The sequence below is a fragment of the Viridibacillus sp. FSL E2-0187 genome (assembly GCF_038006425.1).
Taxonomy (GTDB): domain Bacteria; phylum Bacillota; class Bacilli; order Bacillales_A; family Planococcaceae; genus Viridibacillus; species Viridibacillus arvi.
Genome location: NZ_JBBOVG010000001.1, coordinates 410,988 through 435,697 on the forward strand (window position 1 = coordinate 410,988; position 24,710 = coordinate 435,697).

Here is a 24,710-nt window from a genome sequence, read left to right on the forward strand (position 1 = left end):
GTCATCTACTCCTTTAACACGGCATCTGTATACACAGATGGATTATTTAATATATTTCCTGCATCTTGCATAAATGGTGTAATCCATTCTGAACCAACGCCATAAAATACTGTCAGCACAACTAGAATAACGGTTGGGATAAACATCATTCGATAGTAACCTTTATCAACAGGTTGTAATGGACCTTTCTCTTTGCCCCAAAATGCATAGATGAAAATGCGAACTACGGATAGTAATACCACTAAGCTGGATAATAGAATCCATAAACTTCCCCATAGATTACCTGCTTCAAAACCTCCACGAACGATTAATAGTTTACCAATAAAACCGCTTAATGGTGGGATACCAGCAAGGCCAAATGCTGCGATTAAGTAAAACCAACCTAAAGCAGGGTGTGTTTTCATAAGACCGCCCATTTTCCTTAAATCTGAGGTGCCTGTAACAGCAATGATAATGCCGACTAAGAAGAATAGCGCGGCTTTAATTAGCATGTCATGGATTAAATAAAACATTGCGCCAGTTAACGAATTGTCATTCATTTGAGAGACCCCAAATAAAATAACACCGACAGCAATAATAATGTTATAAATAATGATTTTCTTCACATCGAAGTATGCTAAAGCGCCAATACAGCCAGCGAGAATCGTTAGTACCGACAAAATCATTAGTAGTTCATGCGTAAAGCCCGTATCATGTACGAAGAATAACGTATATGTACGAGTAATTGCATAAACGCCAACCTTTGTTAATAACGCTCCAAATAGTGCAAGCACAGGAATAGGAGGAGCGGCATATGAAGATGGTAACCAGAAAAACAGTGGGAAAATGGCTGCTTTTAAACCAAATACAATTAAGAATAAAACAGCAATAACGGTAATAATACCGGGCTGCTGAATGTCCGCAATTTTCACAGCAATATCAGCCATATTTAGCGTTCCTACAACCGAATATAGATAAGCTACTGTAATAACAAAAAGAGCAGATGAAATTACATTGACTAAAATATACTTAATGGACTCTCGTAATTGTGCCTTTTCGCCACCAAGAACGATTAACAGGTATGAAGACATTAACAACACTTCAAAGAAAACGAATAGGTTGAAAATATCACCTGTAGTAAAGGCACCGTTCACACCAGTCACCATAAATAAAATACCTGGGTAATAGAAGAACGATTCACGCTCTTTACCAATAGATGCAATGCTATACCATACAGTAAAGAAGGCAAGTATAACAGATGTTAAAACTAGCAATGCAGATACCATATCTGAAACCATTGTAATCCCGAATGGAACAGGCCAGTCCCCAAATGTTACAACTTGCGGACCTTCGTTTTTCACTTTAAATAATAAGAAAATAGCAGCAACTACTGCAATGGATAAACCTGTCATCGCTCCAATTCGTTGAAAACGAATATTTTTTGGTGCAAACATCAACAACATTCCAAAGAAGAACGGGATGATGATTGGCAACAATAGGAAATTACTCATCATCTTCATCAGTTCCTCTCATTAAATTCATATCATCTGTACCAAGCTCTTGATAAGCTCTATAAGCTAGTACTAAAAAGAAAGCAGTAACACCAAAGCTAATAACAATTGCTGTTAAGATTAATGCTTGTGGAATGGCATCAGCCATATTTGTAACGCCTTCTGATAAAACTGGAGGTGCGCTACCGCCTAAACCACCCATTGTTAAAATAAGTAGGTGAGCACCGTGGCTGAGAAGGCCAGTACCAATAATAATGCGAAGTAAACTTTTAGATAGCATTAAGTAGACAGCTGCCATGAATAGAAAACCAATGGCAATGGCCATAATGACTTCCATCAATCATCCCCTCCAATCGATTGAATGATTGTCAATGTTACACCAACAACTACTAGATAAACACCTGTATCAAAAAGCATTGCCGTATGCAATTCAGTATCACCAATTAATGGTAGATAGAAATGGTCGAAATAATGCTTGAAGAAAGGTTTACCCATAAACATACCTATTGAAGCAGTTCCAAGTGCTAAAACTAAACCACTTGCGGTCATAATTGTATAGTTGATCGGTAACAATTTTTGAACAGTTTTTATATCATAAACTAACAGTAAAAGTACGATGGCGCTTGAAGTAAGTAATCCTCCTACAAATCCACCACCAGGAGCAAAGTGACCAGCTAAAAAGACATGAATTGAAAAGAGAAAGATGATAAAAAATACGACATGTGAAGTCGTTTTTAAAATGACATCATTTGTTTTCACGCTCATTCTCCTTTCTACTTAGGCGGAGTTGAATCATACCTAAGATAGCCATACCAGCAATAGATAACACCGTAATTTCAAATAATGTATCGAATCCACGGTAGTCTACTAAGATTACGTTTACGATATTACCACCACCGGCTAATGTATTGACGGTTTCTTTGTAATACTCCGTAATAGAAGGTACAAGCTTTTGAGATTGTGCAGACAAAGCAACGAGTGTCACCATGACACCAACACCTAATGAGATGATAAAGTTGTTTAAGCGGAATCGAATTCGCTCTTCATGTCGACTAAGTTTCGGTAAATGGTAAAACGCAAGTAAGAACAATGCGACTGATACCGTTTCAATAACGAGTTGTGTTAAAGCTAAATCTGGTGCGTTAAAGATAACGAAGAACAAAGCTACCGAATAACCTACGGCTCCTAACGCAATGATGGCTGTTAAGCGTGATTTTGAGAACAAAACAGTCATAGTGCTAATAATCAGAACAAGAATTAAAATAATCTCATATACATGAATTGGTGCTGTACCTTCCATTGAGAAACTAAAAGCATCTTTTACAAATAAAGTACTAATAGTAATGACAACGATGAAAGAGAACATATAGACTAAGTAATTTCGAATTGAACCAGTCATATATAGTTTTGAAATGAAATTTAAATCTTTATCTAAGAATGTCATGAATCGGTCGTATAAACGATTTAGTGATAACCAATCTGGTACGATTTTGTATAACTTCTGCCATTTTGGAATCGTTAAGAAAAGCAAGAAGCCAACAACGAAAATACCGATTGTCATAAATAACTCAGTATTAAAGCCATGCCAAGCAGAGACATGAATTGGAATAGCACTAGCTGAGTCATATAAGAATGGCTGAATGGCTAAAACAGCTGGTTTTACAAAAACGTCTCCAATTATATTCGGGATAAAGAATATGATTACCACAAGTGAAGCTAAGATTATTGGTGAAATCAGCATACCAATAGGTGCTTCATGGGCTTTTTTCGGCAATAATTCTGGTTTATATTTACCCGTAAATGTTTTGAATACAAAATAGAAGCTATAAACGAATGTAAAGACGCTTGCTATCCAAGCGACGATAGGGAAGATAGTTCCCCATGTATCCATTGCAAAAAGATTAAAATCTTTTATGGCAAGCATAGATGTTAAGAACATTTCTTTGCTTAAAAATCCGTTAAATGGTGGAATACCAGCCATTGAGAAGCTGCCGATAGCTGCGACTGTAAAACTGATTGGCATAAGACTCATTAATCCACCGAGCTTGCGAATATCACGTGTACCTGTTTCATGATCCACGATACCAGCAATCATAAATAAACTACCTTTAAATGTTGCGTGATTTATAAGGTGAAAGATAGCTGCAAAGGCAGCAAATTTAAATACAGTATCCTGCGCTTGGTCAACATGGAATGCAACAGCTCCTGCACCAAGCAAAGACATAATTAGTCCTAATTGACTGACAGTTGAAAAAGCTAATATGCCTTTTAAATCTGTTTGCTTTACAGCAAAGAAAGAACCCCAGAATAATGTAAATAAACCGACTCCCATAACGAGCCAGACCCAAGTTTCAGAGCTAGCATAAATAGGTGTTAAACGTGCGACTAAATAGATGCCTGCTTTAACCATCGTCGCAGAGTGAAGATATGCACTTACTGGTGTAGGCGCTTCCATCGCATCAGGTAACCAAATGTAGAATGGGAACTGTGCAGACTTAGTAAATGCCCCTAAAAGAATAAGTACTAGCGATAGGGTGAACCAATCATGTGTAGCAAGTGTTGGAGCTTGTGCGATGAGTTCACGAATAGAGTACGTTCCACCCATGATAGATAAAAGAATGAATCCTCCTAGCATCATGAGGCCACCAAATACAGTAATCATCATCGATTTTAATGCGCCAAATCTAGAGCGATCACGGTCATACCAATAGCCAATCAATAAGAAGGAAGAAATAGAAGTTAACTCCCAAAATAGATATAAACTAATTAAATGGTCTGATTGTACAACGCCAAGCATGGCACTCATGAACATTAATAAATATACATAGAAATTATGTAATTGTTCACGTGTACGATCTAAGTAGAAGATAGAATATAGGACGACTAATGCGCCTATTCCCGTAATCAGAAGTGAAAATAACAGGCTTAAGCCATCAATATAGGAGATAAATGAGATATCAAGTGATGGAACCCAATTGACCTTTGAAACAATGGCTTCTCCATGCATCACCCGCGAAATATAAGAGGCATAAATGGCTGCTAACACAACTGGAACAATTAATACAAACCAGCCAGTATGGATTCCTCTTACCTTCTTAAAAAGCACAGGTATAAAGATTGCAGCAATAATTGGTATGAATATAAATAATACTTGTACCAAATAAATCCTCCTTCCAAAAAAATCTTATGTTGCAGTCAACAAATCATATTATAGCTCATTATACATACATTTGCATGGCTTAATCTTTGTTGTAGACCTTGATAGTATGGGTATTTATTCGATATTATAAATAGGAAGAAAATAATAAAATAATCGAGGAATTTAAATGAAAAACCCTTATGTTTATGGATATTTACCGCTGATTACGATCATACTATTTAGTTTAACGTTTGGATTGTATACAGTAACAGAATCCATTGAAGTCTTTAAATCTATAGGTGTCTACACAGGTATGCGCGAGTTTTTATCAGAAATACAGTTACGTGTATTTTTATTAATTGTTTTTGCACTTTGCTTTTTTATGTTGTTCTCTGCTTTAAAGTTGATTGGAGAGACAATTCATGAATTAGCAATGCTGTTTTTTTCAAAAGATATAGATGGTAAAACAGTCGCTGAAGCTCGGGGAGGAAATGTTATTTTCTTCTTTGGAGCCCTAGCTTCTGCTTTTGGCATTCAATCGTTCATATTATTAATGGTTATTTTCTTACTTACTGTTCTTACATACTTTATTTATGTCATTTATAAAATTAGTAATCATATGACGTTAGGTGCAACGATTGGTGTTTTAATATTTGATATTTTACTTTGGAGTATCTTAATAACTTTAATTGTTTATGTTATTTTTAAATTGTATAACGGTATTTTAGCGAGTTTACCAATCTAAATGTAGGGAACATAAAAAGCTGTCAGGGGGATAACTAACCCTCGACAGCTTTTTGTTTTATTGCATAATATTAGAGAATATACGATGATGAATTTTAGCATTTTCAAGCCAGTACATATTTCTTGGGCGATCAAATCCAATCCATACTGCAGAAGTATAGCGATCTGTTAAGCCTGCTAGCCAATAATCACGATAATCATTAGTAGTACCTGTTTTTGCACCAACATAGGGAGCGTTAATATGTATACCAACTCCTGTTCCATTTTGAACAACGTCCGCTAATAATGTACGCATATGCTGGATGGTACTAGGTGACCAAATTTGTTTTTGCTTTTGCTCCCATTTATATTGAAGCTTACCATCGCGACTTTGTACTTGACGAATGGCATGAACTGGCTCGTAATCCCCGTTAATAAAGCTAGTATAGGCATCAGCTAATTCTAATGTCGTAACACCATGCGTTAATCCACCTATAGCGGCAGGATAGATATGATCAGCATTTGATAATGAATTAAACTGAAATGGCTTCAAGAAGGAAAATGCTTTGTTTGCACCAATTTGATGAAACAAACGCATAGCAACAGTATTGTAACTATTTCGGAAACCTTGTTGAAGAGTTACATTGCCAATCACTTGCCCTCCATAGTTTTGAGGACAATAGGAGCCGATACAGAAAGGCTGACCACTCACAATCGTATTAGGAGTTGCTGAAGTGGTTTCAAAATAAGGTGCATAGTCAATTAAAGGCTTAAATGCAGAACCTGGCTGCCGCACACCCTGAAACGCTCGATTATAATCAAATTTTTCATACCCCTTCCCCCCATAAATACTAACAATTTCACGACTATTATTATCAATAACAACGGCTGCTGCTTGTAAATCTTGAGTATAGGAAATGGCTTGATCGATTGCATTCTGATCTGCTGTTTGCTTCATAGGAGATAGGGCAGTATCGATAATAAGACCATCATTTAGCAAAGTATTAACCCTTTTTGTCAGCTTTTTATTAATGCTTCTTTTTTCAGCAGTTGTTTTAGCCACTTTAAGTTGCTTTGCAAATCCTTCTTTGTCAGCGACTAATGATCGCAATTCACTTAATACGTACGTACTATAAGCAGGATAAAGTTGTTTTTTCTGCTTGATAGAGAGTGTTATTTTTTCTTTTTTAATTTTCTTTCCCTGTTTCGCTGTTAGAATGTCCTTATCCACTAGTTTATTGATTAGTCGTTCCTGTCTTTTCTTTGTATTATCAAAATGTTTGATAGGGTCATATAAAGAAGGGTTATTTGGAATGGCAGCTAAAAACGCCATCTCAGCTTTTGTTAGTTTATTTGCTGGACGTTGAAAGTAATAAGTTGATGCGCCACCAATACCATAAACGCCATTACTAAAGTACATTTCATTCAAATACATATTTAAAATTTCATCTTTAGAAGCTTTTCTTTCTAACTCATAAGAATAGAAGATTTCAAGTACTTTCCGTTCATAAGATTTTTCCTCTGATAAATAGCGCATACGAACAAGTTGTTGGGTGATGGTACTCCCACCTTGCGAAGATTCACCACTTGATGAGTTTGCAACAACGGCACGCGCAATGGCACTTAAGTCAAAACCAATATGTTCATAGAAATGCTCATCTTCACTATATAAAAATAGTTCTTGAACAAACTCTGGAATATCCGCAAGTTTCATCGGTTTGCGCCATTCCGTATATTCCTCTGAAAAGGTATCTTTATTTTGATCTCTTAAGACAGTTGGAATGAGTGAGTTTGTCTCATCTAACTGAATGGAAGATGTGAATTTTTTATCCAAAGTATTAGCTGTATTCTTCTCAATTGAAATTTGATCGAATAGAAAAAACAGTAGAGGAATACAGAGGATAATAATAAGACTACCAACTACTTTTCTCAATGATACCCCCCTCGATTTAATGTTTTTGTATGTATAATAAGGTTGATGAAATGAAAACGCTCATAAAAAAGAATAGCACATTTTATAAGAAGGCTGTAAAAAAAATATAGTATTTCCAGCCGTAATCTAATAAAAATATGCTATCCCAAATTACGATTCCAAAATGTCTTCTAAATGCTGTTTAGGATATTTACGTGTCCTTTTTAAAATAAAGAAAGCTATTAAAAATAATGAGCCTGTGACGTAGAAAACAGAAGAAATACCGATAAAGCCACTAACGATTCCTCCAAAGGTTGGACCAATAATATTCCCTAGGAAACGAAAGCTTGTATTATAGCCCATGACTTCACCTTGAATATCTATAGGTGCTTCGCGACGTATTAGAGCTGTAGTAGTAGGAATTAGTCCACCTACTGCAATACCGAATAACAGTCTCAGTCCCATCAATTGCCAAAGTGATGTCACAAACGCTTGTGGAATGATGAAAATAACAGCTATTGCTAAAAGAATTGTTAACACTTTTTCATATCCTATTTGGTCACCAAGTCGACCCCAGAACCTTGCGAATAATAAGTTTCCCACGCCTGCAGCACTAAAGGTCAGTCCAGCTAGAAAGGCAACTTGCCCACTAGTTGTTAAATCGGATACATAAAGAGAAAGTAAAGGCTGAATACTAAAATTTCCGATTTGAATAAGACTTGTAATCATCATGACGTTAAATAATAATCGATGATGGAATATGCCTTTTAATACTGCTATCCGAGAGTATACAATTGAATCTTTCTTTTTCACTTTTTGGATTTCACGGACACCGAATATGATAAGTATGGCGGCAGTTGCGATGGAAATCGATGTAATAATAAACGTATACTGAAAACCAAATTCATCTGCCAACAAACCACCGATAACCGGTCCAAAAAGTGTCCCCGTTACACTCCCCATTTGTAGAGTCCCTAGGGTTTTCCCTGCAACTTCTTTGGGTGTTTGTCTACTTATAAACGCAAGAGATGTCGGGATGAATCCCGTTACAATACCCATGAATAAGCGTAATAAGAAAAACTGTTCTACACTTTGTACATGTCCCATAAAGAAAATACTTATAGATATGCCAAAGCCATTAATAATTAAAATTGGTTTATAACCATACTTATCTGCAACTCGTCCCCAGATAGGTGACATTAGAAAAGCAGACACGAATGTGGCACCAAAGATTAAACCTGCCCATTTTTGGACATAACTTTCGGTGAAATTGCCCATTGTTTCAATGTATAATGAAAGAAAGGGCATAATCATAGTAGTTGTTCCTGCAACTAATAAGTTAGCAAACCAGATAATGATAAAATTGCGTTTTTGCTGTGGGTTCATATGAGCACTTTCTTTCGCTGTATTATTTGGTCTATTCGTAGTATATAGCATTATGAATTTTGTATGAAGCTCTTCAAATGTTAATGAGAGTTTTTAACTGAAAAATAGTGTAAATTATGATAGACTATGACGAGGTATCCAAGTAGTATACGCAACCTCAAAGTGTTGAAGTTATTAAGGTTGCGATGGTGGGATAAACCCACTTTAAAAATTACTTTTATTTTCCCCGTAACAAGGGTAACTAAACATTCAAGATTTTAAAGGAGAGTATATTATGTATCCACAATTAACAACTGAAGTACAAGCAAACGAAGCATTAGTAGAAATGAAAACGACTTTAGGTTCAATCAAGATTAAATTATTCCCAGAGCATGCACCTAAAACAGTTCAAAACTTTTTAACTCACGCTGAAAATGGTTATTATGACGGAATCATTTTCCACCGTATTATTAAAGACTTCATGATTCAAGGTGGAGACCCAACTGGTACAGGTATGGGTGGAGAAAGCATTTATGGATCAACTTTCGAAGATGAATTTTCAAATGACTTATTCAACATTCGTGGTGCTCTATCAATGGCTAACGCTGGTCCAGGTACAAACGGAAGCCAATTCTTCATTGTTCAAATGCCATCAGTTCCTGCTAACATGATCGGACAAATGAAAGATGCTGGCTATCCAGAAGAAATTATCGCTGCATATACAGAAAATGGCGGTACACCTTGGTTAGACCACAAACATACTGTATTCGGTCAAGTTGTAGAAGGTATGGACATCGTTGATAAAATGGCTGATGTAGAAAAAGATATGCGTGACAAACCACTTGAAGATATTTCAATTCAATCAATCGAAGTTCTTCAAAAATAATAATTGGAGTGTTCTCAGATGAAAACTTGGGTATTAAATGAGTTTCTCTATTTTCCTGAAGACAAATCGGAGTATCTTCCAGCAGCAATTGAATTAGCAATTATTTTAGTTCTATGTGTCGCTGTGTTTTTTACAGTTAAAAAAATGGCCAAAAAACAAGAGCTAAAAACAAAAATGCTAGAGGAAGAAATTCTTCAAAGTCGTCAACAAGACGTAAAACAAAACCAGTCGAATTAGATTCGACTGGTTTTTCTTTGCTTATTTAAATGCTTTTATAAAACGTTCAATGCCGTCCTGTACAGTTGCTCTTGAACAAGCCACATTCATACGAACGAATCCACGACCTGATTCCCCGTATTTAGAACCTGGATCTAAAGCAATTTTCCCAGTATGTAACAAGCGTTCCATCACTTCCTGTTCTTCTAAACCAGTATCACGGTAGTCAATCCATAACAAGTATGTACCTTGAGGTTTTGCGATTTTAATGCCAGGAACAGCAGCAGGAATCTGCTCGATAACAAGATCCATATTAGCTGACACATATGACAATAACTCAGTTAACCATTCTTCACCTTCAGTATATACGGCTTTCAGTGCATCAATAGCAAAGATGTTAGGTCCCATTTGACCATGCGAAGCAGCATTTTGTAAAAGTTTATCTCGCATAGAATCGTCAGATACAATCATCATAGCTACTTGTACACCTGCTAAGTTAAATGTTTTCGTTGGTGCCATACAAGTAATAACACGAGCAGCCTCTTCACCAGCAATTTTTGCGAGAGGGATATGCTTTTGACCATCAAATATTAAGTCCGCGTGAATTTCATCTGACAAAATCAGTACATCATGTTTTGCACAAATTCGAAGCATTTCTCGTAAATCATCCTCACTCCAGACGATTCCCCCTGGATTGTGTGGGTTACATAAAATGAATAACTTCACTGCTTCTTTTGCAGCACTTTTTTCAAATGCTTCAAAGTCTAGTAAATAATGACCTTCTTTTTCTACCATTACACATTCTTCCATCTCACGTTTTAACGCAATCGGAACATTAGTAAATGGAGGATAAACAGGCGGGGTGATTAAAATCTTGTCTTTAGGCTTTGTATAAGTTTCAACAATTGATGCAATAGCGGGGACAACACCACTATGATAGAGAACCCAATCCTTTTCAATGGTCCAATTATGGCGTTTTTCAACCCAATTGACGAACGTTCCTGTTGTCATATCATCTGCAACTGCATAACCTAGCACAGGGTGTTCTAAACGACCACGGATAGCATTGGTTACTACTTCAGGAGCAGCAAAATCCATATCTGCAATCCACATTGGTAAGATATCTGATGTATCTTCAATTTGGTAAATTGCCCCCATCATATCCCATTTTGTCGAATTTGTATCTCTTCTGTTTATCACTTGGTCAAATCTACTCAAGCATATCCCTCTTTTCTTTTTTTATATCTATGTTATCATAACCATTAAAGATGAAAAGTAATTAGGTGAAAAAATATGGAGAATATTGCAATGAATAGAAAGGCTGTACACATCCTTTCAGAGTGGGACCCTTTTGAAATAGAGAACTTCAAATATGATACAGAAGCGGCCGATGTCGTAGCGGAATTACAGCATATAGATGATCCAACTGTACTAGGTAAGAAAATTCAAGAAATTTACGAGCGAACATTCGAAAGATGGATTCCTATCGAAGAATGTATCGGAATTTCATATAAGCTATTAGCTGTAAAATTCGAAGCAAAATGCATCGTATAAAAAGAAAAAGCCTTATTGTTCGATAAAAATCGAGCAATAAGGCTTTTTTTCTTAATGAAATTGTAAACCGTCCGTTAAGTTAGACAACGGTACTTCTAATGCGTTTGAAAGTTTGAAAATTGTCTCTCTTGAAGGAATATCTTCTCCAGATTCATAGCGCCCTAGTTTCTCTGCACTAACACAAACTTGTAAAGATAATTCCTCGAGTGAAATATTACGTTCACCACGAAGTTGGCGAAGTTGAGTATGAAAATCTTGATTCATCATAATAAATAAAGCACTCCTTTCAAATCGTTTACAATAATAATAATTAAATTATAACACGGCTTGAGTGAAGGGATTTCTAACGTAAGTGACAGAAAAATGACGTTATCTAAAGAACACGCTTTGGATAAAGACAATAATAATTGCAATTGGAGCGACGAATTGAACAAGAATACGCCAAGTTTTGAATATCCAATCTTTTGTGTTCAATTCAGCAGCAGCGTCTGCTTTCGAAATTTTATAACCTGCGAAAATAGCGACAAGTAATGCACCTATTGGCATACCAATATTATTCGTAAGGAAATCAGCTGAATCAAAAATGGATAGACCGAAAATTTTAATCTCGGACAATACACCAAAAGATAACGCACTAGGAATACCAACAATGAAAATCCCAAAGCCGCATAGCCATGAATATTGCTTACGTTTATCATATTTTGGACCCATCGCTGTTGCTACAACAATTTCTAACATAGCAATTGCAGACGTCACTGTCGCAAATAATAATAAGATAAAGAAAATAATCATAAACAAAGAGCCGAAAGGAATTTGCTGGAATACAGCGGGGATAATAATAAACACTAGCCCTGGACCTTGATCGGGGGAGTAACCTAGCGCAAATACTGCTGGGAAGATTACTAAACCCGCTAACAGTGAAATACCGATATTCATCCCTGCAACATTTATTGCTGAGCTACCTATTTTCGTTTCTTTTGATAAGTAAGAAGCATATGTCAGCATAGCTGCAACCCCAACACTTAAGGAGAAGAATGCTTGTCCTAAAGCCATCAATAATGTTTTACCTGTGAAATATGACCAATCAGGTACGAACATAAATTTAATGCCCTCAATTGCACCATCTAATGTTAAAGAACGTATAACTAATACGATAAAGAAAATAAATAGTAATGGCATCATCCATTTACTTGCTTTTTCAATTCCATTTTTCACTCCACCCTGTACAATCCAGACAGTAAGGAATAAGAACACAGCTTGGGCAATGACAACTTCCCAAGGATTAGATGTTATAGAGGCAAAAAGCTCACCATAATAATCTTCACCACTACCAGATAATTCAAAAGAAATTGCACGAACAATATAACTTAATATCCACCCACCAACAACACTATAGAAGGATAAGATAATAGCAGAAAATATAAAACCTGCCCAACCAGTTAAAAACCAAAGTGTACCTGGAGCTTGTTTTTTAAATGAGGAAACAGCATCTGTTTGCCCACGTCGTCCAATCATAAATTCAGCCACTAATATTGGTAACCCAATAATTAATGTACATATAATAAATAGCAATATAAAAACACTACCGCCATTAGTACCAGCCATATACGGAAACTTCCAAATAGCCCCTAAACCGATGGCGCTACCAGCAGCCGCTAAAATAAATCCTATCTTCGACGCAAATTGATCCCTATTTGACACTTTTTATGTCCTCCTTTTAGTAAGGATTGTTTTATTCTACCTCAATCAATTAGAAAAAAGTATAGGATTTTGTGAAACAAAATTGAAAGTTCTATCGTATCACCAACAGTACAACAGAGAGTGAGGGGGGAACAATGCCAGATAAGGAGCTAATTGCCAAGGCGCAAAGTGGCGATTTAGAATCATATAACCTACTGATGCAATTTCATCATATAACAGTTGAAAAGTTTGCTTTTCAGTGTGGAGTTCATGTGCATGACATACCAGATGTCACCCAAGAAGTATTTATAAAGCTTTACCGTTTTTTACACCAATTTAATCACGAGAGATTCACAACCTGGTTGTATAAAATCACCTTAAATGCAACGCGTGATTATTATCGTAAGGAAACGCGCGAAGTGGCGAAGGAACATAGGTTGACACAAAAAAGTTCTAAACATACATATATGCCTTCAGCTGAAGAACGAATTCTAGTATTTGAAGAGGACCAGGAACTACATCAAGCCATTTTACAACTTGATGAAAAATACCGTCATCCTATCGTGCTCTTTTATTTTCATGAACTAACATACGAACAAATAGCAGATGTACTAAATATATCATTATCATCAGTTAAAACACGTCTTCTAAGGGCTAAAGAGCAGTTGAAAAGGGAGTTATCAAAGATCGGAGGTACCAATAATGGACGATAAACAATTTGAAGATCGTATGAAGCTATTGAAAAAATCCTATGACAAGGTGCCTTCGCAATTTCAGTTGGAAAAAATAGTAGGGCAAATTGAAAGTGAAAATCAAAAATTACAAGCTATAGAGCATATAAAAAAGCCAAGAAAAAATAGACAAAAACTAATTGTTTGGGCTATCAGTATAGCGAGTATTTTTATACTAAGTATTTTAGGATCTACCTACTTTTTTGAAAATGATAAACAACTGCAACAAGGAAGTGATGGACAATATACTTTCGCAGAAGTATTTGAAGACATTGAAAAAGATTATCCAGTGGCAAGAGAAAAGAATCGTAAGCTTTTGAAAATGAAGGAAAAAGATTATGCAGAAATAGGTTTTGTAAACTGGGCAGATACAAGGTATAACTTTTATAAAAAACTATCGAAAGATGAAGACAGGAAAATGCTTTATTCAGAAAATCAAAAAGATGAATATTATAAGGAAACTATGAGAAGTATTCAACTACCCCAACAATTGATATATACAACAATGGCTAATGAAAAAAAACTTACAGATACGGAAGCAAGGATATATATATCTGAATATTACGACCGTTCTACAGACCTTATTAATTACTACAATAATTTATTTATGGAGCATAGCGAAGATTTAGATTTTGTAAGAGAAGACGGTAATCTAGAGTGGAAGAGGCTATTCATGAATAAGGATAAACTTCCGCAAATATTGAAAAATGCTATCGATAGTGCAGAGATTCAAAATTTAGGTTTAAAAATCGTTTATAATAATGTGATTTTTGGTTTTAATTCAGATGTAACAACTGCGAAGTTGGAGGATAAAGTAACAGCTCGTCTACTAGATTATTTTACTATTTTGCATGGAAAACCATTTACTTATGGTGGCGATTTAGTTCATTCAATTGATGAAACGGTTTTTTTATTAAATATAATAGAAAAAACATGGAGTTTGGCGGACCAAGAATTATCTTTCTTTGATGAGTTAAAAGGTGATTACGCGAATGCGGTATACTCATTAGTAAAAGGTTCAAATAGTAACCCCGTTATGGATGCTACCGGTAAAGTGAATAAGGAATATCGAGATGCTTGGTTAAATTTATTAGAGAATGGTTCAAAATTTTCACCAACGCTATTTTATTTAAAGCCGATTGTGGATGAGTTTGAAGCTTCAAATTGGACTTCATCAAAGCATTGGGGAAACCTTCAATTTAGTGATATTGAGGATGCAGTCAATCATTCACTTCATGAGTCATTTATAAGTACTTCTGATGCAAATTATTCAGAGACAGAGAAAATGATAGGCACTGATTTTGAATCCCGTATCCATTCATACTATAAATTATTTTCAAAGACTCATAATCAGGCTGTATTAAAGGACGCCAAAGCAATTGAAGTTGTTGGATTATATTATTACAGTATGATGATGGATGATTATGATACCGTTTATGAGCTTTTCGTGAAAGGGGAGAAGTATGGAATACCGTCAAAGGATAAAGTTAGGGAGATGTCGTTCGATGAATATTTTGGAAAAGATACTCGTCTAAGTGAAATATTTGAGAAAATGACTTTTGTTCAGCTTAAAACGGTAAGAGATGAGGATGTGCAGGGTGTTACTCGCATTGTTAGGAAGAACGAAGATGAGATAGATTTATTAAATGTAAGTGAGTTCAGACTAATTAAAGAAGAAAATGGTTGGCGTCTCCCATTAAATCCAACAAAGTGATTTTTTGCCCGTACTATACCGCTATGTTATAATTTAACATGAATATAGTGTATATATAGCTACAGAAGGTAGGAAGGGCTTATGGCAGATAAATATGTAGTAGGAGATGTGTTAACTGGTAAGATAACAGGAATACAACCCTATGGTGCTTTCGTTGCTCTTGACGAAAATACCCAAGGACTTGTGCATATTTCTGAAATTACGTACGGCTTCGTAAAAAACATTGCAGATCTTTTATCGGTTGGTCAGGAAGTACAGGTAAAGGTACTTGAAATCGATGAAAATGCGAGCAAAATCAGCTTATCTATTCGTGCACTGCAGGAACGCCCCCCAATGAAACGCAAAGAAAACGCGCCGAGAAAATCTTTACAAGCGCGTGTTGACGAAAAAGATGCAGTTGGTTTCAATTCATTAAAAGAAAAGTTACAAGATTGGATCGACAAATCAGGTATAAAAGGTTAATTGAAAGAGGGTTCACATTAATGTGAACCCTCTTTTTATTTCTTCATTTTTCGAATACGATATTGTAAATTTTGTCTGCTCATGCCAAGTGCGTTAGCTGTTTTCGTGATATTTCCTTCATACATATTCAATGCTTTTTGCAAATAATATTCTTCTGCCTCACGTAAATATTCATCAAGCGGTAGTAGTTCCTTCGTATTTTGTACGACAAAATAGGATGCATCGTGTGAAGAGTCCCGTAATGCTTGTACCTTCCATTTAAAATGGAGTGGCAGCATTTCAAACGTGATCAATTCCTCTGTCGTTACCATTGAGACAATTTCCTCAAGTAGAATTTCTAATTCTTTTAAATTGCCTGGCCAATCGTATAGATGGAAAAGTTCATGGACCTCACTAGACAAGTCTTGAATGTTAGAACCGAAACGTTGACGATGGCGTTTCAGGAAGTTCTCTATAAATGGTTTAATATCTTCTCTTCTTGAATGTAATGGAGGCACATTAATCGTGACAGATGCGAAAAAGTAATAGAGTTCTTTTAACAGTTGACCTGAAGCAATTAAATCTATTGGATCTCCACCAATACTAGCGATAAACATATGGTTTTTCATATGGTTCTCTTCTAATAATTGTAATAACTTCTCCTGTAACGTTAAAGATAAAAATTCAATACGTTCGCAGAATATCGTGCAATTTTGAAGTGAATTCGTACTTTCATACAGTTTTTCTAAAATGGCTGTATCTGAGCGCTGACAGAAAATTGTGATGAAATGTTGATTCACAGGATCTAAATTATGATGGATGCCTTCAGCAATTAAATCTTTGCCAGTTCCAGACTCCCCGATTAAAAGTACAGGAAGTCTTGCTATTGCAGCTTTTTCGGCTGTTTGAATAACTACCTTCATTGGTAGAGAAACAGCTGTAATACTTGAAAAAGTAATAGGTTCTCCATAACGTCGTAGCGGTTGGTAAACAAGTTTTTCAAGTGTAGTAATATCACGAGCAAACTCAATGGCTCCAATTAGTGCATCATTTTCAAAAACAGGAAATGTATCATTAATCGTCGTAATTTCTTGACCATTATGATTCCAATAGGTTTGTTTTACATTGAGTACTTTTTCCCCGGTTTGTAGAACTTGAAGTAACGTACTTTCCTCTTGCTCAAATTGAAAGAGTTCTAAAATAGAACGGTCTATAACATCCTTCAAATTCAAACCTTCAATTTCTTTCATTTTATCGTTATAAATAATCGTTTGCCCTTGAGCATTTACTGCATGGATACCAACAGAAGCATGTTCTGTTGCATGACGGTAAAAGGGTGTTAAGTCGTTGTCAATTGGTTTCATATTTTATCACCTTGAAATTTTTTTATAATTTTAAATATTTTTTACTTGAAAAACGCAACAATCTTTTGCATTATTATAAGTGTAAACAATTTATAAATGCAAATATTTTTTGCACTTACATCACAAGGGAGGATTACAAATGATTCCGTACAAACATGAACCATTTACAGATTTCTCTAAAGAAGAGAACAACACAGCATATTTAGAGGCTTTAAAAAAGGTGGAAGGATATCTTGGGGAAGAATATCCGTTAATCATCGGTGGAGAACGTATTACAACGAATGATCAAATCATTTCATATAATCCAGCAAATAAAGAAGAAGTTATCGGTTCAGTTTCAAAGGCTAGCAAAGAATTAGCTGAGAAAGCGATGCAAGTAGCAGATGAAACTTTTCATACATGGAAGAAAGTAAAACCTGAAATTCGTGCAGATGTATTATTCAAAGCAGCAGCGATTATTCGTCGCCGTAAGCATGAGATTTCTGCGCTTTTAACAAAAGAAGCAGGTAAACCTTGGAATGAGGCTGATGCTGATACAGCAGAAGCAATCGACTTCTTAGAATATTACGGTCGACAAATGTTACGACTAAAAGACGGTCAACCAGTTGAAAGTCGCCCAGGTGAATTCAACCGTTATGACTATATTCCTTTAGGAGTAGGAGTAGTCATTTCACCGTGGAACTTCCCATTCGCAATTATGGCAGGAACAACAGTAGCTGCTGTAGTAACAGGGAATACAGTACTTTTAAAACCAGCATCTACTACTCCGGTAGTTGCTTATAAATTTGTAGAAATTCTTGAAGAAGCAGGATTACCAGCAGGTGTTGTTAACTACATTCCAGGCTCAGGGGCAGAAGTAGGAGACTATTTAGTAGATCATCCGAAAACGCGCTTTATTAGTTTTACTGGTTCTCGTGATGTGGGCTTACGTATTAACGAACGGGCTTCAAAATTAAATGAAGGTCAAATTTGGCTGAAACGTGTAATCGCTGAAATGGGCGGTAAAGATACGATTGTTGTTGATAAAGAAGCAGATTTAGAGCTTGCTGCACAATCAATCGTTAATTCAGCATTTGGCTTTAGCGGTCAAAAATGTTCAGCATGTTCAAGAGCTGTCATTGTAGAAGATGTTTACGAAGAAGTAATAACTCGTGTTGAAGAATTGACAAAAGGTTTATCAGTTGGAGACCCAACAGATTTATCAAACTTCACTGGACCAGTAATCGATGCTGCTGCATTCGAAAAAATTACTAGCTACATTGAAATTGGAAAAGAAGAAGGCCGAATTGTTGCTGGAGGCACTTCAGATAATTCAAAAGGATTCTTCGTAAATCCAACAGTAATTGTTGATGTGACTCCAGAAGCACGTGTGATGAAGGAAGAAATATTCGGGCCAGTAGTAGCTATAGCAAAAGCTAAAGATTTCGATGAAGCATTAGCTATTGCAAATAATACTGAATATGGTTTAACAGGTGCAGTCATTACAAAAAATCGTATGAATCAAGAAAAAGCACGCGAAGATTTCCATGTAGGGAATTTATACTTCAACCGCGGTTGTACAGGAGCAATCGTAGGTTACCAACCATTCGGAGGCTTTAACATGTCAGGAACTGATTCTAAAGCAGGCGGACCGGATTATTTGCAATTGCATATGCAAGCAAAAACAACTTCAGAGACACTTTAATTAGTCTGTATCACAAAGGATTTAATGAGAGAAACAAAAAGGCAGACTAAATTATATATGTCTGTCTTTTTATAAAATAATAGTGGACGTTAGAAAGCCTACGTTTATATTTTAGGGGGAAATATAATGACAAAGACACATGAGATTATTAAGCAAACAGAAACATTTGGTGCACCAAACTATTTGCCACTGCCAATCGTTATTTCAGAAGCAGAGGGAGTATGGGTAAAGGATCCAGAAGGAAATAAATTTATGGATATGCTTTCAGCTTATTCTGCTGTAAACCAAGGTCATCGCCATCCAAAAATCATTCAAGCATTAAAAGATCAAGCAGACCGTGTGACATTAACATCTCGTGCTTTCCATAGTGATCAACTTGGGCCATGGTATGAGTTAGTTTGCGAAGTAACTGGAAAAGAAATGGCGCTACCTATGAATACAGGTGCAGAAGCTGTAGAAACTGCATTTAAAGCAGCAAGACGTTGGGCTTACGATGTAAAAGGTGTAGCAGAGGGTCAAGCAGAAATCATAGCATGTAATGGGAACTTCCATGGTCGTACAATGACTGCGGTATCCCTGTCTTCAGAAGCCGAGTATAAAAGAGGTTTCGGACCAATGTTACCTGGTATTAAATTAGTAGATTACGGTGATTTAGATGCTTTAAAAGCAGCTATTACACCAAATACTGCTGCGTTTTTAGTTGAACCGATTCAGGGGGAAGCGGGTATTGTTATTCCGCCAGCAGGTTATTTAAAAGCAGCAAGAGATTTATGTCGTGAAAATAACGTATTATTTATCGCTGATGAAATCCAAGCAGGTTTAGCTCGTACAGGGAAAATGTTTGCATGTGAGTGGGAAGATGTAAATCCTGACATGTACATCTTAGGCAAAGCATTAGGTGGGGGAGTTTTCCCGATTTCATGTGTTGTCGCTAGTAAAGAGATTTTAGGCGTCTACAATCCAGGGTCACACGGTTCGACTTTTGGTGGTAATCCAATTGCATGTGCTGTTTCGATTGCAGCTTTAAATGTGCTAAAAGAAGAAAATCTTGCTGAACGTTCATTAGAGCTAGGAAATTATTTCATGGATGAGCTGAAGAAAATTGATAACGATGTGATAAAAGAAGTGAGAGGTCGCGGTTTATTCATTGGAATGGAGTTAAATGAATTAGCACGTCCATACTGTGAAAAGTTGATGACACTAGGTTTATTATGCAAAGAGACACATGATACAGTAATTCGTTTTGCACCACCTTTAATTATTTCTAAAGAAGAATTAGATTGGGCAATTGAAAAAATCAAAAAAGTCTTTACAAAATAAACTGAAATATATCCCACAATCACTGGAACTATGTTACAATGTTTGCGATATACAGTTAAAAAACATTATGAATAAAGAGGCGAGAAAATCAAATGGCAGAAAATCTTAACCTGTTTACATCAACACAGGCGGTTATTCACGAAGCTCTTCACAAGCTAGGCTACGATGAAGGAATGTATGAACTTTTAAAAGAGCCACTACGTATGCTAGAAGTACGAATTCCAATTAAAATGGATGATGGTAAAGTGAAAGTATTCACAGGCTACCGTGCACAACATAATGATGCAGTAGGTCCTACAAAAGGTGGCGTGCGCTTCCATCCGCAAGTTTCTGAAGATGAAGTTAAAGCGCTTTCAATGTGGATGACTTTAAAAGCAGGTATTGTTGATTTACCTTATGGCGGTGGTAAAGGTGGTATCATCTGTGATCCACGCCAGATGTCTATGGGGGAAATTGAAAGACTAAGTCGTGGCTATGTTCGTGCTATTAGCCAATTCGTTGGACCAACAAAAGATATTCCTGCTCCAGACGTTTTCACGAACTCACAAATCATGGCATGGATGATGGATGAATACAGTCGCATTGATGAATTCAACTCTCCAGGTTTCATCACAGGTAAACCAATTGTTTTAGGTGGTTCGCAAGGCCGTGACCGCGCAACTGCACAAGGTGTTACAATTGTGATTGAAGAAGCAGCTAAACGTCGTAATATTGACATTAAAGGTGCACGTGTCGTTATCCAAGGATTTGGTAACGCAGGTAGTTTCCTAGCTAAATTCATGAGTGATTTAGGTGCTAAAGTTATTGGTATCTCTGATGCTCACGGAGCTTTGCATGATCCAGAAGGTCTGGACATTGATTATTTACTAGATCGTCGTGACAGTTTTGGTACTGTTACAACTCTTTTTGAAAATACAATCTCTAATAAAGAACTACTTGAACTAGATTGCGATATTTTAGTTCCTGCTGCGATTGAAAATCAAATTACTGCGGACAATGCACATAATATACGTGCAAGTATTGTAGTAGAAGCAGCAAATGGCCCGACAACTTCAGAAGCGACTAAAATTTTAAATGACCGTGGCATTCTACTAGTACCAGACGTACTAGCAAGTGCTGGAGGCGTTACAGTTTCTTATTTTGAATGGGTTCAAAACAACCAAGGCTATTACTGGTCAGAAGAGGAAGTAAATGAAAAACTTCTTAAGAAAATGGTTGATGCATTTGATAATGTCTATACAGTTGCAACAACACGTGGTATCGATATGCGTTTAGCAGCTTATATGGTAGGTGTACGTAAAACTGCTGAGGCTTCTCGCTTCAGAGGTTGGGTATAAACGTTAAGCTAAAAAGTAACCCCCAAGAACATTAACGTGTTCTTGGGGGTTTTTTGCATATTGGATATTACATCGTACGCGCTACTTGAGGTTCTGAACGCTCTATTTCTTCTGATGGTCTAAAGAGTATCCACAAATTCACTAGACCAGCAATTCCTACGATAGTATAGATGATTCTTGATACCACACTAGCTTGTCCGCCAAAAAGACTTGCGACAACATCAAATTGAAATAAGCCAATAACACCCCAATTTAAAGCACCGATAATAGTGAAAAATAAGGCCGTTCTTTGTATAACGCTCATCATAACACCTCCTCTTATAGCTAGAGTGTGTTGTGACATCAAAAATCATACGAGTTTTTATTTAATAAAGTAAATGCTCTTACTGGGTAGTTCTAAACAATTCAATTGACCGCCAAAAACGGCGCCACCATCGATACCGATAATATTATTTTGGCCAAAATAAACATCATGATTATTTTCATTTTGGTGCAAAGTGGAGGTGGGGGTATGACCAAATACTACTGTTTTACTGCCGGTATAACCGTTATGAAATTCTTCTCGAATCCAAATAAGTGTTTCTTTATCCGTTTCGCTTACAGGGATATGAGGATCAATACCTGCATGCACGAAAATATAATCATCATCTTCTATATATGTATGTAAATTTTTTATGAATGCCAAATGCTCATCAAGCTTTTCAGATTGTAATTGTGGAACATTGAACTGCTCACCTTCACCTATTCCCTGTATCTCTTCTTCAGAAAACCCATAGCTAAGTAAGGTTTCTTTACCGCCACACCGTTCAGTCCAATGTTTCCAAGCGTATTCCGTTTGTTCTATAAATGCTTTTTGCATTAAATTTTCGTGATTACCAATTAAAACAATTGCTCCATTTTGCTGTAATTGCATGACTAAATCTAACACATTAGCTGAATCAGGTCCTCGATCAACATAATCGCCAAGTAAAACTAATCTGTCTTTATCTGGCGAATAATTTGTAAGAGTTAAAAGCTCTTGAAATTTTTTAAATTCACCATGTATATCGCTAATTAATATTGTTTTTTGCATTTTCATCACTCTTTTCAATTGATTAAGTATAAAGGGGAGCATGTTACTAAACGCGGTAACAATGCGTCCCGATCTCATCTTTTATTTCATATTATTTGGGTGATCGTCAATGTGATTCCAATTTGTAATACCATCATCTTCATCGAAGGCGATAGTCACCTTTGAAACTTTAGTTTGAGATAATAAAATCTTCATCAAGTGGTCCCGAATATCGTCAACCTCAGCAAAAGTGAGAGAAGGATCAATTTCAGCAAGGACCTCTACGTGTAAAAACTCGCCTTCTTTAACCACCTCTAACTTTTGGATATCGCGTACATTTTTATCTTCCCATAATAAATGTGCGATATGGTTTAGCATTTCTTCATCGGTTTCACCAATTACTCCACGAGCATTTTCTAAAAATATCACACCAACTACGTAGAACATCATAAGACCAATTAGAATTGAAGCAATACCTTCAACTTGTAAAAATCCAGTGAAATGCGCGATTATCACAGCTACAAAAGCTAAAACGCCACCTGAAGTTGCTACTAAATCTTCCATAAAGACAAGTTTCGTTGCAGGTTTTGCTCGGTTTAAATGGGTAAAGGCTTTAGGTAGGACAGAAAAGAAAGTAGCTGACTCATTTGATTCATGAAGAATTTCTTTCGCAGCTTTCATTAATACAACACCTTCTAATATAATGCCAATTGCTAAAACGCTTAAACTAATCCACATCCCATTCGAAGGAGCGGGGTGAGTAATTTGATGCCAGCCTTCTTTAATTGTTTCGTAAGATAATATTCCTACTATAAGAACAGCGCCTAAACACACTAAATTAACAACACGCCCAAAACCTTTTGGGAATTGTCGAGTAGGTGCTTTTTTAGATAAGGCAGAGCCGATAAAAACAAAGAATTGGTTGGCTGAGTCACCTAATGAGTGCATCATTTCTGCAAACATTGCAATGTTTCCTGTAAAGAAGAAAGCAACACCTTTTAATATACCTAAAAACAAATTGACTAAAGCCGCTAATAGCGAAGGTTTATTTCCTTTCTTTAATAAGCTCCATACATTACTCATAAAATGCCTCCTCTAAGACAGAATTTCAATTTCTATTTCTTCTATATTAGGTTGTTCGCGAATGCTGTTATATATTGAAATAGTATCTTTTTTTGGCAGAGCTGAAAAACGTAAATCGACTTCATGCTTAACTTCATTATTCTCTAGACGAATATCTTTAATACGCATATTATCTACATCCATATCATTCTTCCGTAAAAATAGTAATATATCATTGATATGTTGAATATCTTTAACGCCTATTTTCAAAGATACTTCACGCATACGAAGACGCTTAGGGCCAAATTTCATAAAAATAGGAGCAAGGACTTCTACACCAATCATCACAATAACGACAGCGATAATAGCTTGCGCATAAAAACCTGCACCAACAGCAATACCAATCCCTGCTGCACCCCAAATCATAGCTGCAGTTGTTAAGCCACTTATATTATCATTGCCTCTGCGTAAAATGACTCCAGCACCTAAAAAACCAACTCCACTGACGATTTGTGCAGCTAAGCGGAGCGGATCCATTGATACATTGATGCCTGGTACTGGTTTAGCATTATAAACTGATTCTATTGAAATGATTGTCAACAAACAGCTGAATGTAGCAATAACTAAACTTGTTTTCAATCCAACCGGTTTTCTTTTCAATTCTCTTTCAATACCGATGACTAAACTCAATGTAGCGGCAACAATCAATTTAATGAACATTTCATGGGTTAAACTGTTATCCAGTAAGAAGTTCATTGTAGTAGTCCTCCTTTATTTCATTTTCATTTTTCCGAACCTCATCCTGCTCGATTCTAATTTAGGATCATCTAGTATTCGTATTGTACACTATGTATATGGGGAATTTACTTTTTATAGAAATTGATACTCTTTGAAAAAACTAATACCGATCCATACATTGCTATTTTTATCAGTGGCAGTGTTATCCTAATTTTAGTCCTCACTACTTATGTTACGCTTGTAGTTCGTACAGATTACAGCTTCAAAAATTTTATCGAATGCTTTTTAGAGTTTATTTATTTC

Annotated in this window: 24 protein-coding genes; 10 read left to right on the top strand and 14 right to left on the bottom strand. The window is 36.1% G+C overall.

Annotated elements, in window-relative coordinates; all coding sequences use genetic code 11:
• Window positions 1-5: 5 nt before the first annotated feature.
• Genes MHH85_RS01925 through MHH85_RS01940 form a run of 4 tightly spaced genes read right to left on the bottom strand, consistent with a single transcriptional unit; the run spans window position 6 to window position 4,650 of the window.
• The gene (locus tag MHH85_RS01925) at window positions 6-1,490 is read right to left on the bottom strand and encodes a Na+/H+ antiporter subunit D (RefSeq protein WP_340708110.1); all 1,485 of its coding nucleotides are present in this window, start codon (window positions 1,488-1,490) and stop codon (window positions 6-8) included.
• Entirely contained in the window at window positions 1,483-1,827 is a 345-nt protein-coding gene (locus MHH85_RS01930) for a Na(+)/H(+) antiporter subunit C (protein WP_038188520.1), read from the bottom strand. Before MHH85_RS01930 ends, MHH85_RS01925 begins: the two co-directional genes overlap by 8 nt.
• A complete protein-coding gene (locus MHH85_RS01935; RefSeq protein ID WP_053418606.1) occupies window positions 1,827-2,249 on the bottom strand; it encodes a Na(+)/H(+) antiporter subunit B in 423 nt (140 codons plus the stop codon). Before MHH85_RS01935 ends, MHH85_RS01930 begins: the two co-directional genes overlap by 1 nt.
• Window positions 2,236-4,650: a Na+/H+ antiporter subunit A gene (locus tag MHH85_RS01940; RefSeq protein WP_340705789.1), complete on the bottom strand. Its 2,415-nt coding sequence runs from the start codon at window positions 4,648-4,650 to the stop codon at window positions 2,236-2,238. Before MHH85_RS01940 ends, MHH85_RS01935 begins: the two co-directional genes overlap by 14 nt.
• A 166-nt stretch (window positions 4,651-4,816) precedes the next feature.
• Between MHH85_RS01940 and MHH85_RS01945 the strand changes: the two genes are divergently transcribed.
• Complete coding sequence (locus MHH85_RS01945) at window positions 4,817-5,374, top strand: DUF5366 family protein (RefSeq protein WP_053418604.1); 558 nt, start codon at window positions 4,817-4,819, stop codon at window positions 5,372-5,374.
• Window positions 5,375-5,431: 57 nt separating this feature from the next.
• Here MHH85_RS01945 and MHH85_RS01950 read toward each other — a convergent pair whose 3' ends face one another.
• Both MHH85_RS01950 and MHH85_RS01955 read right to left on the bottom strand, forming a co-directional pair.
• Complete coding sequence (locus MHH85_RS01950; RefSeq protein ID WP_340705790.1) at window positions 5,432-7,285, bottom strand: transglycosylase domain-containing protein; 1,854 nt, start codon at window positions 7,283-7,285, stop codon at window positions 5,432-5,434.
• A 150-nt stretch (window positions 7,286-7,435) separates the two neighbouring features.
• A complete protein-coding gene (locus tag MHH85_RS01955; RefSeq protein WP_340705791.1) occupies window positions 7,436-8,650 on the bottom strand; it encodes an MFS transporter in 1,215 nt (404 codons plus the stop codon).
• A gap of 274 nt (window positions 8,651-8,924) precedes the next feature.
• On the opposite strand from MHH85_RS01955, the gene MHH85_RS01960 reads away from it, so the two are divergent.
• Window positions 8,925-9,515 (top strand): peptidylprolyl isomerase, encoded by a 591-nt coding sequence (locus MHH85_RS01960; RefSeq protein WP_193740827.1) that lies wholly within the window; start codon window positions 8,925-8,927, stop codon window positions 9,513-9,515.
• An 18-nt stretch (window positions 9,516-9,533) separates the two neighbouring features.
• Window positions 9,534-9,752 (top strand): hypothetical protein, encoded by a 219-nt coding sequence (locus MHH85_RS01965; protein ID WP_193740826.1) that lies wholly within the window; start codon window positions 9,534-9,536, stop codon window positions 9,750-9,752.
• Window positions 9,753-9,773: 21 nt separating this feature from the next.
• Here MHH85_RS01965 and MHH85_RS01970 read toward each other — a convergent pair whose 3' ends face one another.
• Window positions 9,774-10,949, bottom strand: a complete 1,176-nt coding sequence (locus tag MHH85_RS01970) for a MalY/PatB family protein (RefSeq protein WP_340705792.1) — start codon at window positions 10,947-10,949, stop codon at window positions 9,774-9,776.
• A 75-nt stretch (window positions 10,950-11,024) separates the two neighbouring features.
• On the opposite strand from MHH85_RS01970, the gene MHH85_RS01975 reads away from it, so the two are divergent.
• Window positions 11,025-11,285, top strand: coding sequence for a DUF1871 family protein (locus tag MHH85_RS01975; RefSeq protein ID WP_340705793.1), 261 nt, complete (start codon window positions 11,025-11,027; stop codon window positions 11,283-11,285).
• 51 nt (window positions 11,286-11,336) lie between these two features.
• On the opposite strand, the gene MHH85_RS01980 is transcribed toward MHH85_RS01975, so the two are convergent.
• Both MHH85_RS01980 and MHH85_RS01985 read right to left on the bottom strand, forming a co-directional pair.
• On the bottom strand, window positions 11,337-11,552 hold the full coding sequence (locus tag MHH85_RS01980; RefSeq protein ID WP_322787055.1) for a helix-turn-helix domain-containing protein: 216 nt from the start codon (window positions 11,550-11,552) through the stop codon (window positions 11,337-11,339).
• A 102-nt stretch (window positions 11,553-11,654) separates the two neighbouring features.
• The gene (locus tag MHH85_RS01985) at window positions 11,655-12,986 is read right to left on the bottom strand and encodes a sodium-dependent transporter (protein WP_340705794.1); all 1,332 of its coding nucleotides are present in this window, start codon (window positions 12,984-12,986) and stop codon (window positions 11,655-11,657) included.
• 134 nt (window positions 12,987-13,120) lie between these two features.
• Here MHH85_RS01985 and MHH85_RS01990 point away from each other — a divergent pair, with 134 nt between their 5' ends.
• From MHH85_RS01990 to yugI, 3 genes are all read left to right on the top strand, one after another.
• A complete protein-coding gene (locus MHH85_RS01990; protein ID WP_340705795.1) occupies window positions 13,121-13,678 on the top strand; it encodes an RNA polymerase sigma factor in 558 nt (185 codons plus the stop codon).
• Window positions 13,668-15,410 (top strand): hypothetical protein, encoded by a 1,743-nt coding sequence (locus tag MHH85_RS01995; protein WP_340705796.1) that lies wholly within the window; start codon window positions 13,668-13,670, stop codon window positions 15,408-15,410. The genes MHH85_RS01990 and MHH85_RS01995 overlap by 11 nt, the downstream gene beginning before the upstream one ends.
• Window positions 15,411-15,491: 81 nt before the next feature.
• The gene (gene yugI, locus MHH85_RS02000) at window positions 15,492-15,872 is read left to right on the top strand and encodes a S1 domain-containing post-transcriptional regulator GSP13 (protein ID WP_340705797.1); all 381 of its coding nucleotides are present in this window, start codon (window positions 15,492-15,494) and stop codon (window positions 15,870-15,872) included.
• Between the two features lie 35 nt (window positions 15,873-15,907).
• Here the strand turns inward: yugI and MHH85_RS02005 are convergent, their stop codons facing one another.
• A complete protein-coding gene (locus MHH85_RS02005) occupies window positions 15,908-17,215 on the bottom strand; it encodes a sigma 54-interacting transcriptional regulator (RefSeq protein ID WP_193740819.1) in 1,308 nt (435 codons plus the stop codon).
• 139 nt (window positions 17,216-17,354) lie between these two features.
• Here MHH85_RS02005 and pruA point away from each other — a divergent pair, with 139 nt between their 5' ends.
• The 3 genes from pruA to MHH85_RS02020 all read left to right on the top strand — a co-directional run bounded on the left by pruA (window position 17,355) and on the right by MHH85_RS02020 (window position 21,556).
• A complete protein-coding gene (gene pruA / locus MHH85_RS02010) occupies window positions 17,355-18,899 on the top strand; it encodes an L-glutamate gamma-semialdehyde dehydrogenase (RefSeq protein ID WP_340705798.1) in 1,545 nt (514 codons plus the stop codon).
• A gap of 126 nt (window positions 18,900-19,025) precedes the next feature.
• Window positions 19,026-20,219, top strand: a complete 1,194-nt coding sequence (locus MHH85_RS02015) for an ornithine--oxo-acid transaminase (RefSeq protein WP_193740817.1) — start codon at window positions 19,026-19,028, stop codon at window positions 20,217-20,219.
• 92 nt (window positions 20,220-20,311) lie between these two features.
• Window positions 20,312-21,556, top strand: coding sequence for a Glu/Leu/Phe/Val family dehydrogenase (locus MHH85_RS02020; protein ID WP_038188476.1), 1,245 nt, complete (start codon window positions 20,312-20,314; stop codon window positions 21,554-21,556).
• 67 nt (window positions 21,557-21,623) lie between these two features.
• On the opposite strand, the gene MHH85_RS02025 is transcribed toward MHH85_RS02020, so the two are convergent.
• From MHH85_RS02025 to MHH85_RS02040, 4 genes are all read right to left on the bottom strand, one after another.
• The gene (locus tag MHH85_RS02025) at window positions 21,624-21,860 is read right to left on the bottom strand and encodes a DUF378 domain-containing protein (protein ID WP_038188473.1); all 237 of its coding nucleotides are present in this window, start codon (window positions 21,858-21,860) and stop codon (window positions 21,624-21,626) included.
• Between the two features lie 57 nt (window positions 21,861-21,917).
• Window positions 21,918-22,628, bottom strand: a complete 711-nt coding sequence (locus tag MHH85_RS02030; RefSeq protein WP_340705799.1) for a metallophosphoesterase family protein — start codon at window positions 22,626-22,628, stop codon at window positions 21,918-21,920.
• Between the two features lie 81 nt (window positions 22,629-22,709).
• The gene (locus tag MHH85_RS02035; RefSeq protein WP_340705800.1) at window positions 22,710-23,690 is read right to left on the bottom strand and encodes a cation diffusion facilitator family transporter; all 981 of its coding nucleotides are present in this window, start codon (window positions 23,688-23,690) and stop codon (window positions 22,710-22,712) included.
• 12 nt (window positions 23,691-23,702) lie between these two features.
• Window positions 23,703-24,425: an MgtC/SapB family protein gene (locus MHH85_RS02040; protein WP_193740814.1), complete on the bottom strand. Its 723-nt coding sequence runs from the start codon at window positions 24,423-24,425 to the stop codon at window positions 23,703-23,705.
• Between the last annotated feature and the right edge of the window lie 285 nt (window positions 24,426-24,710).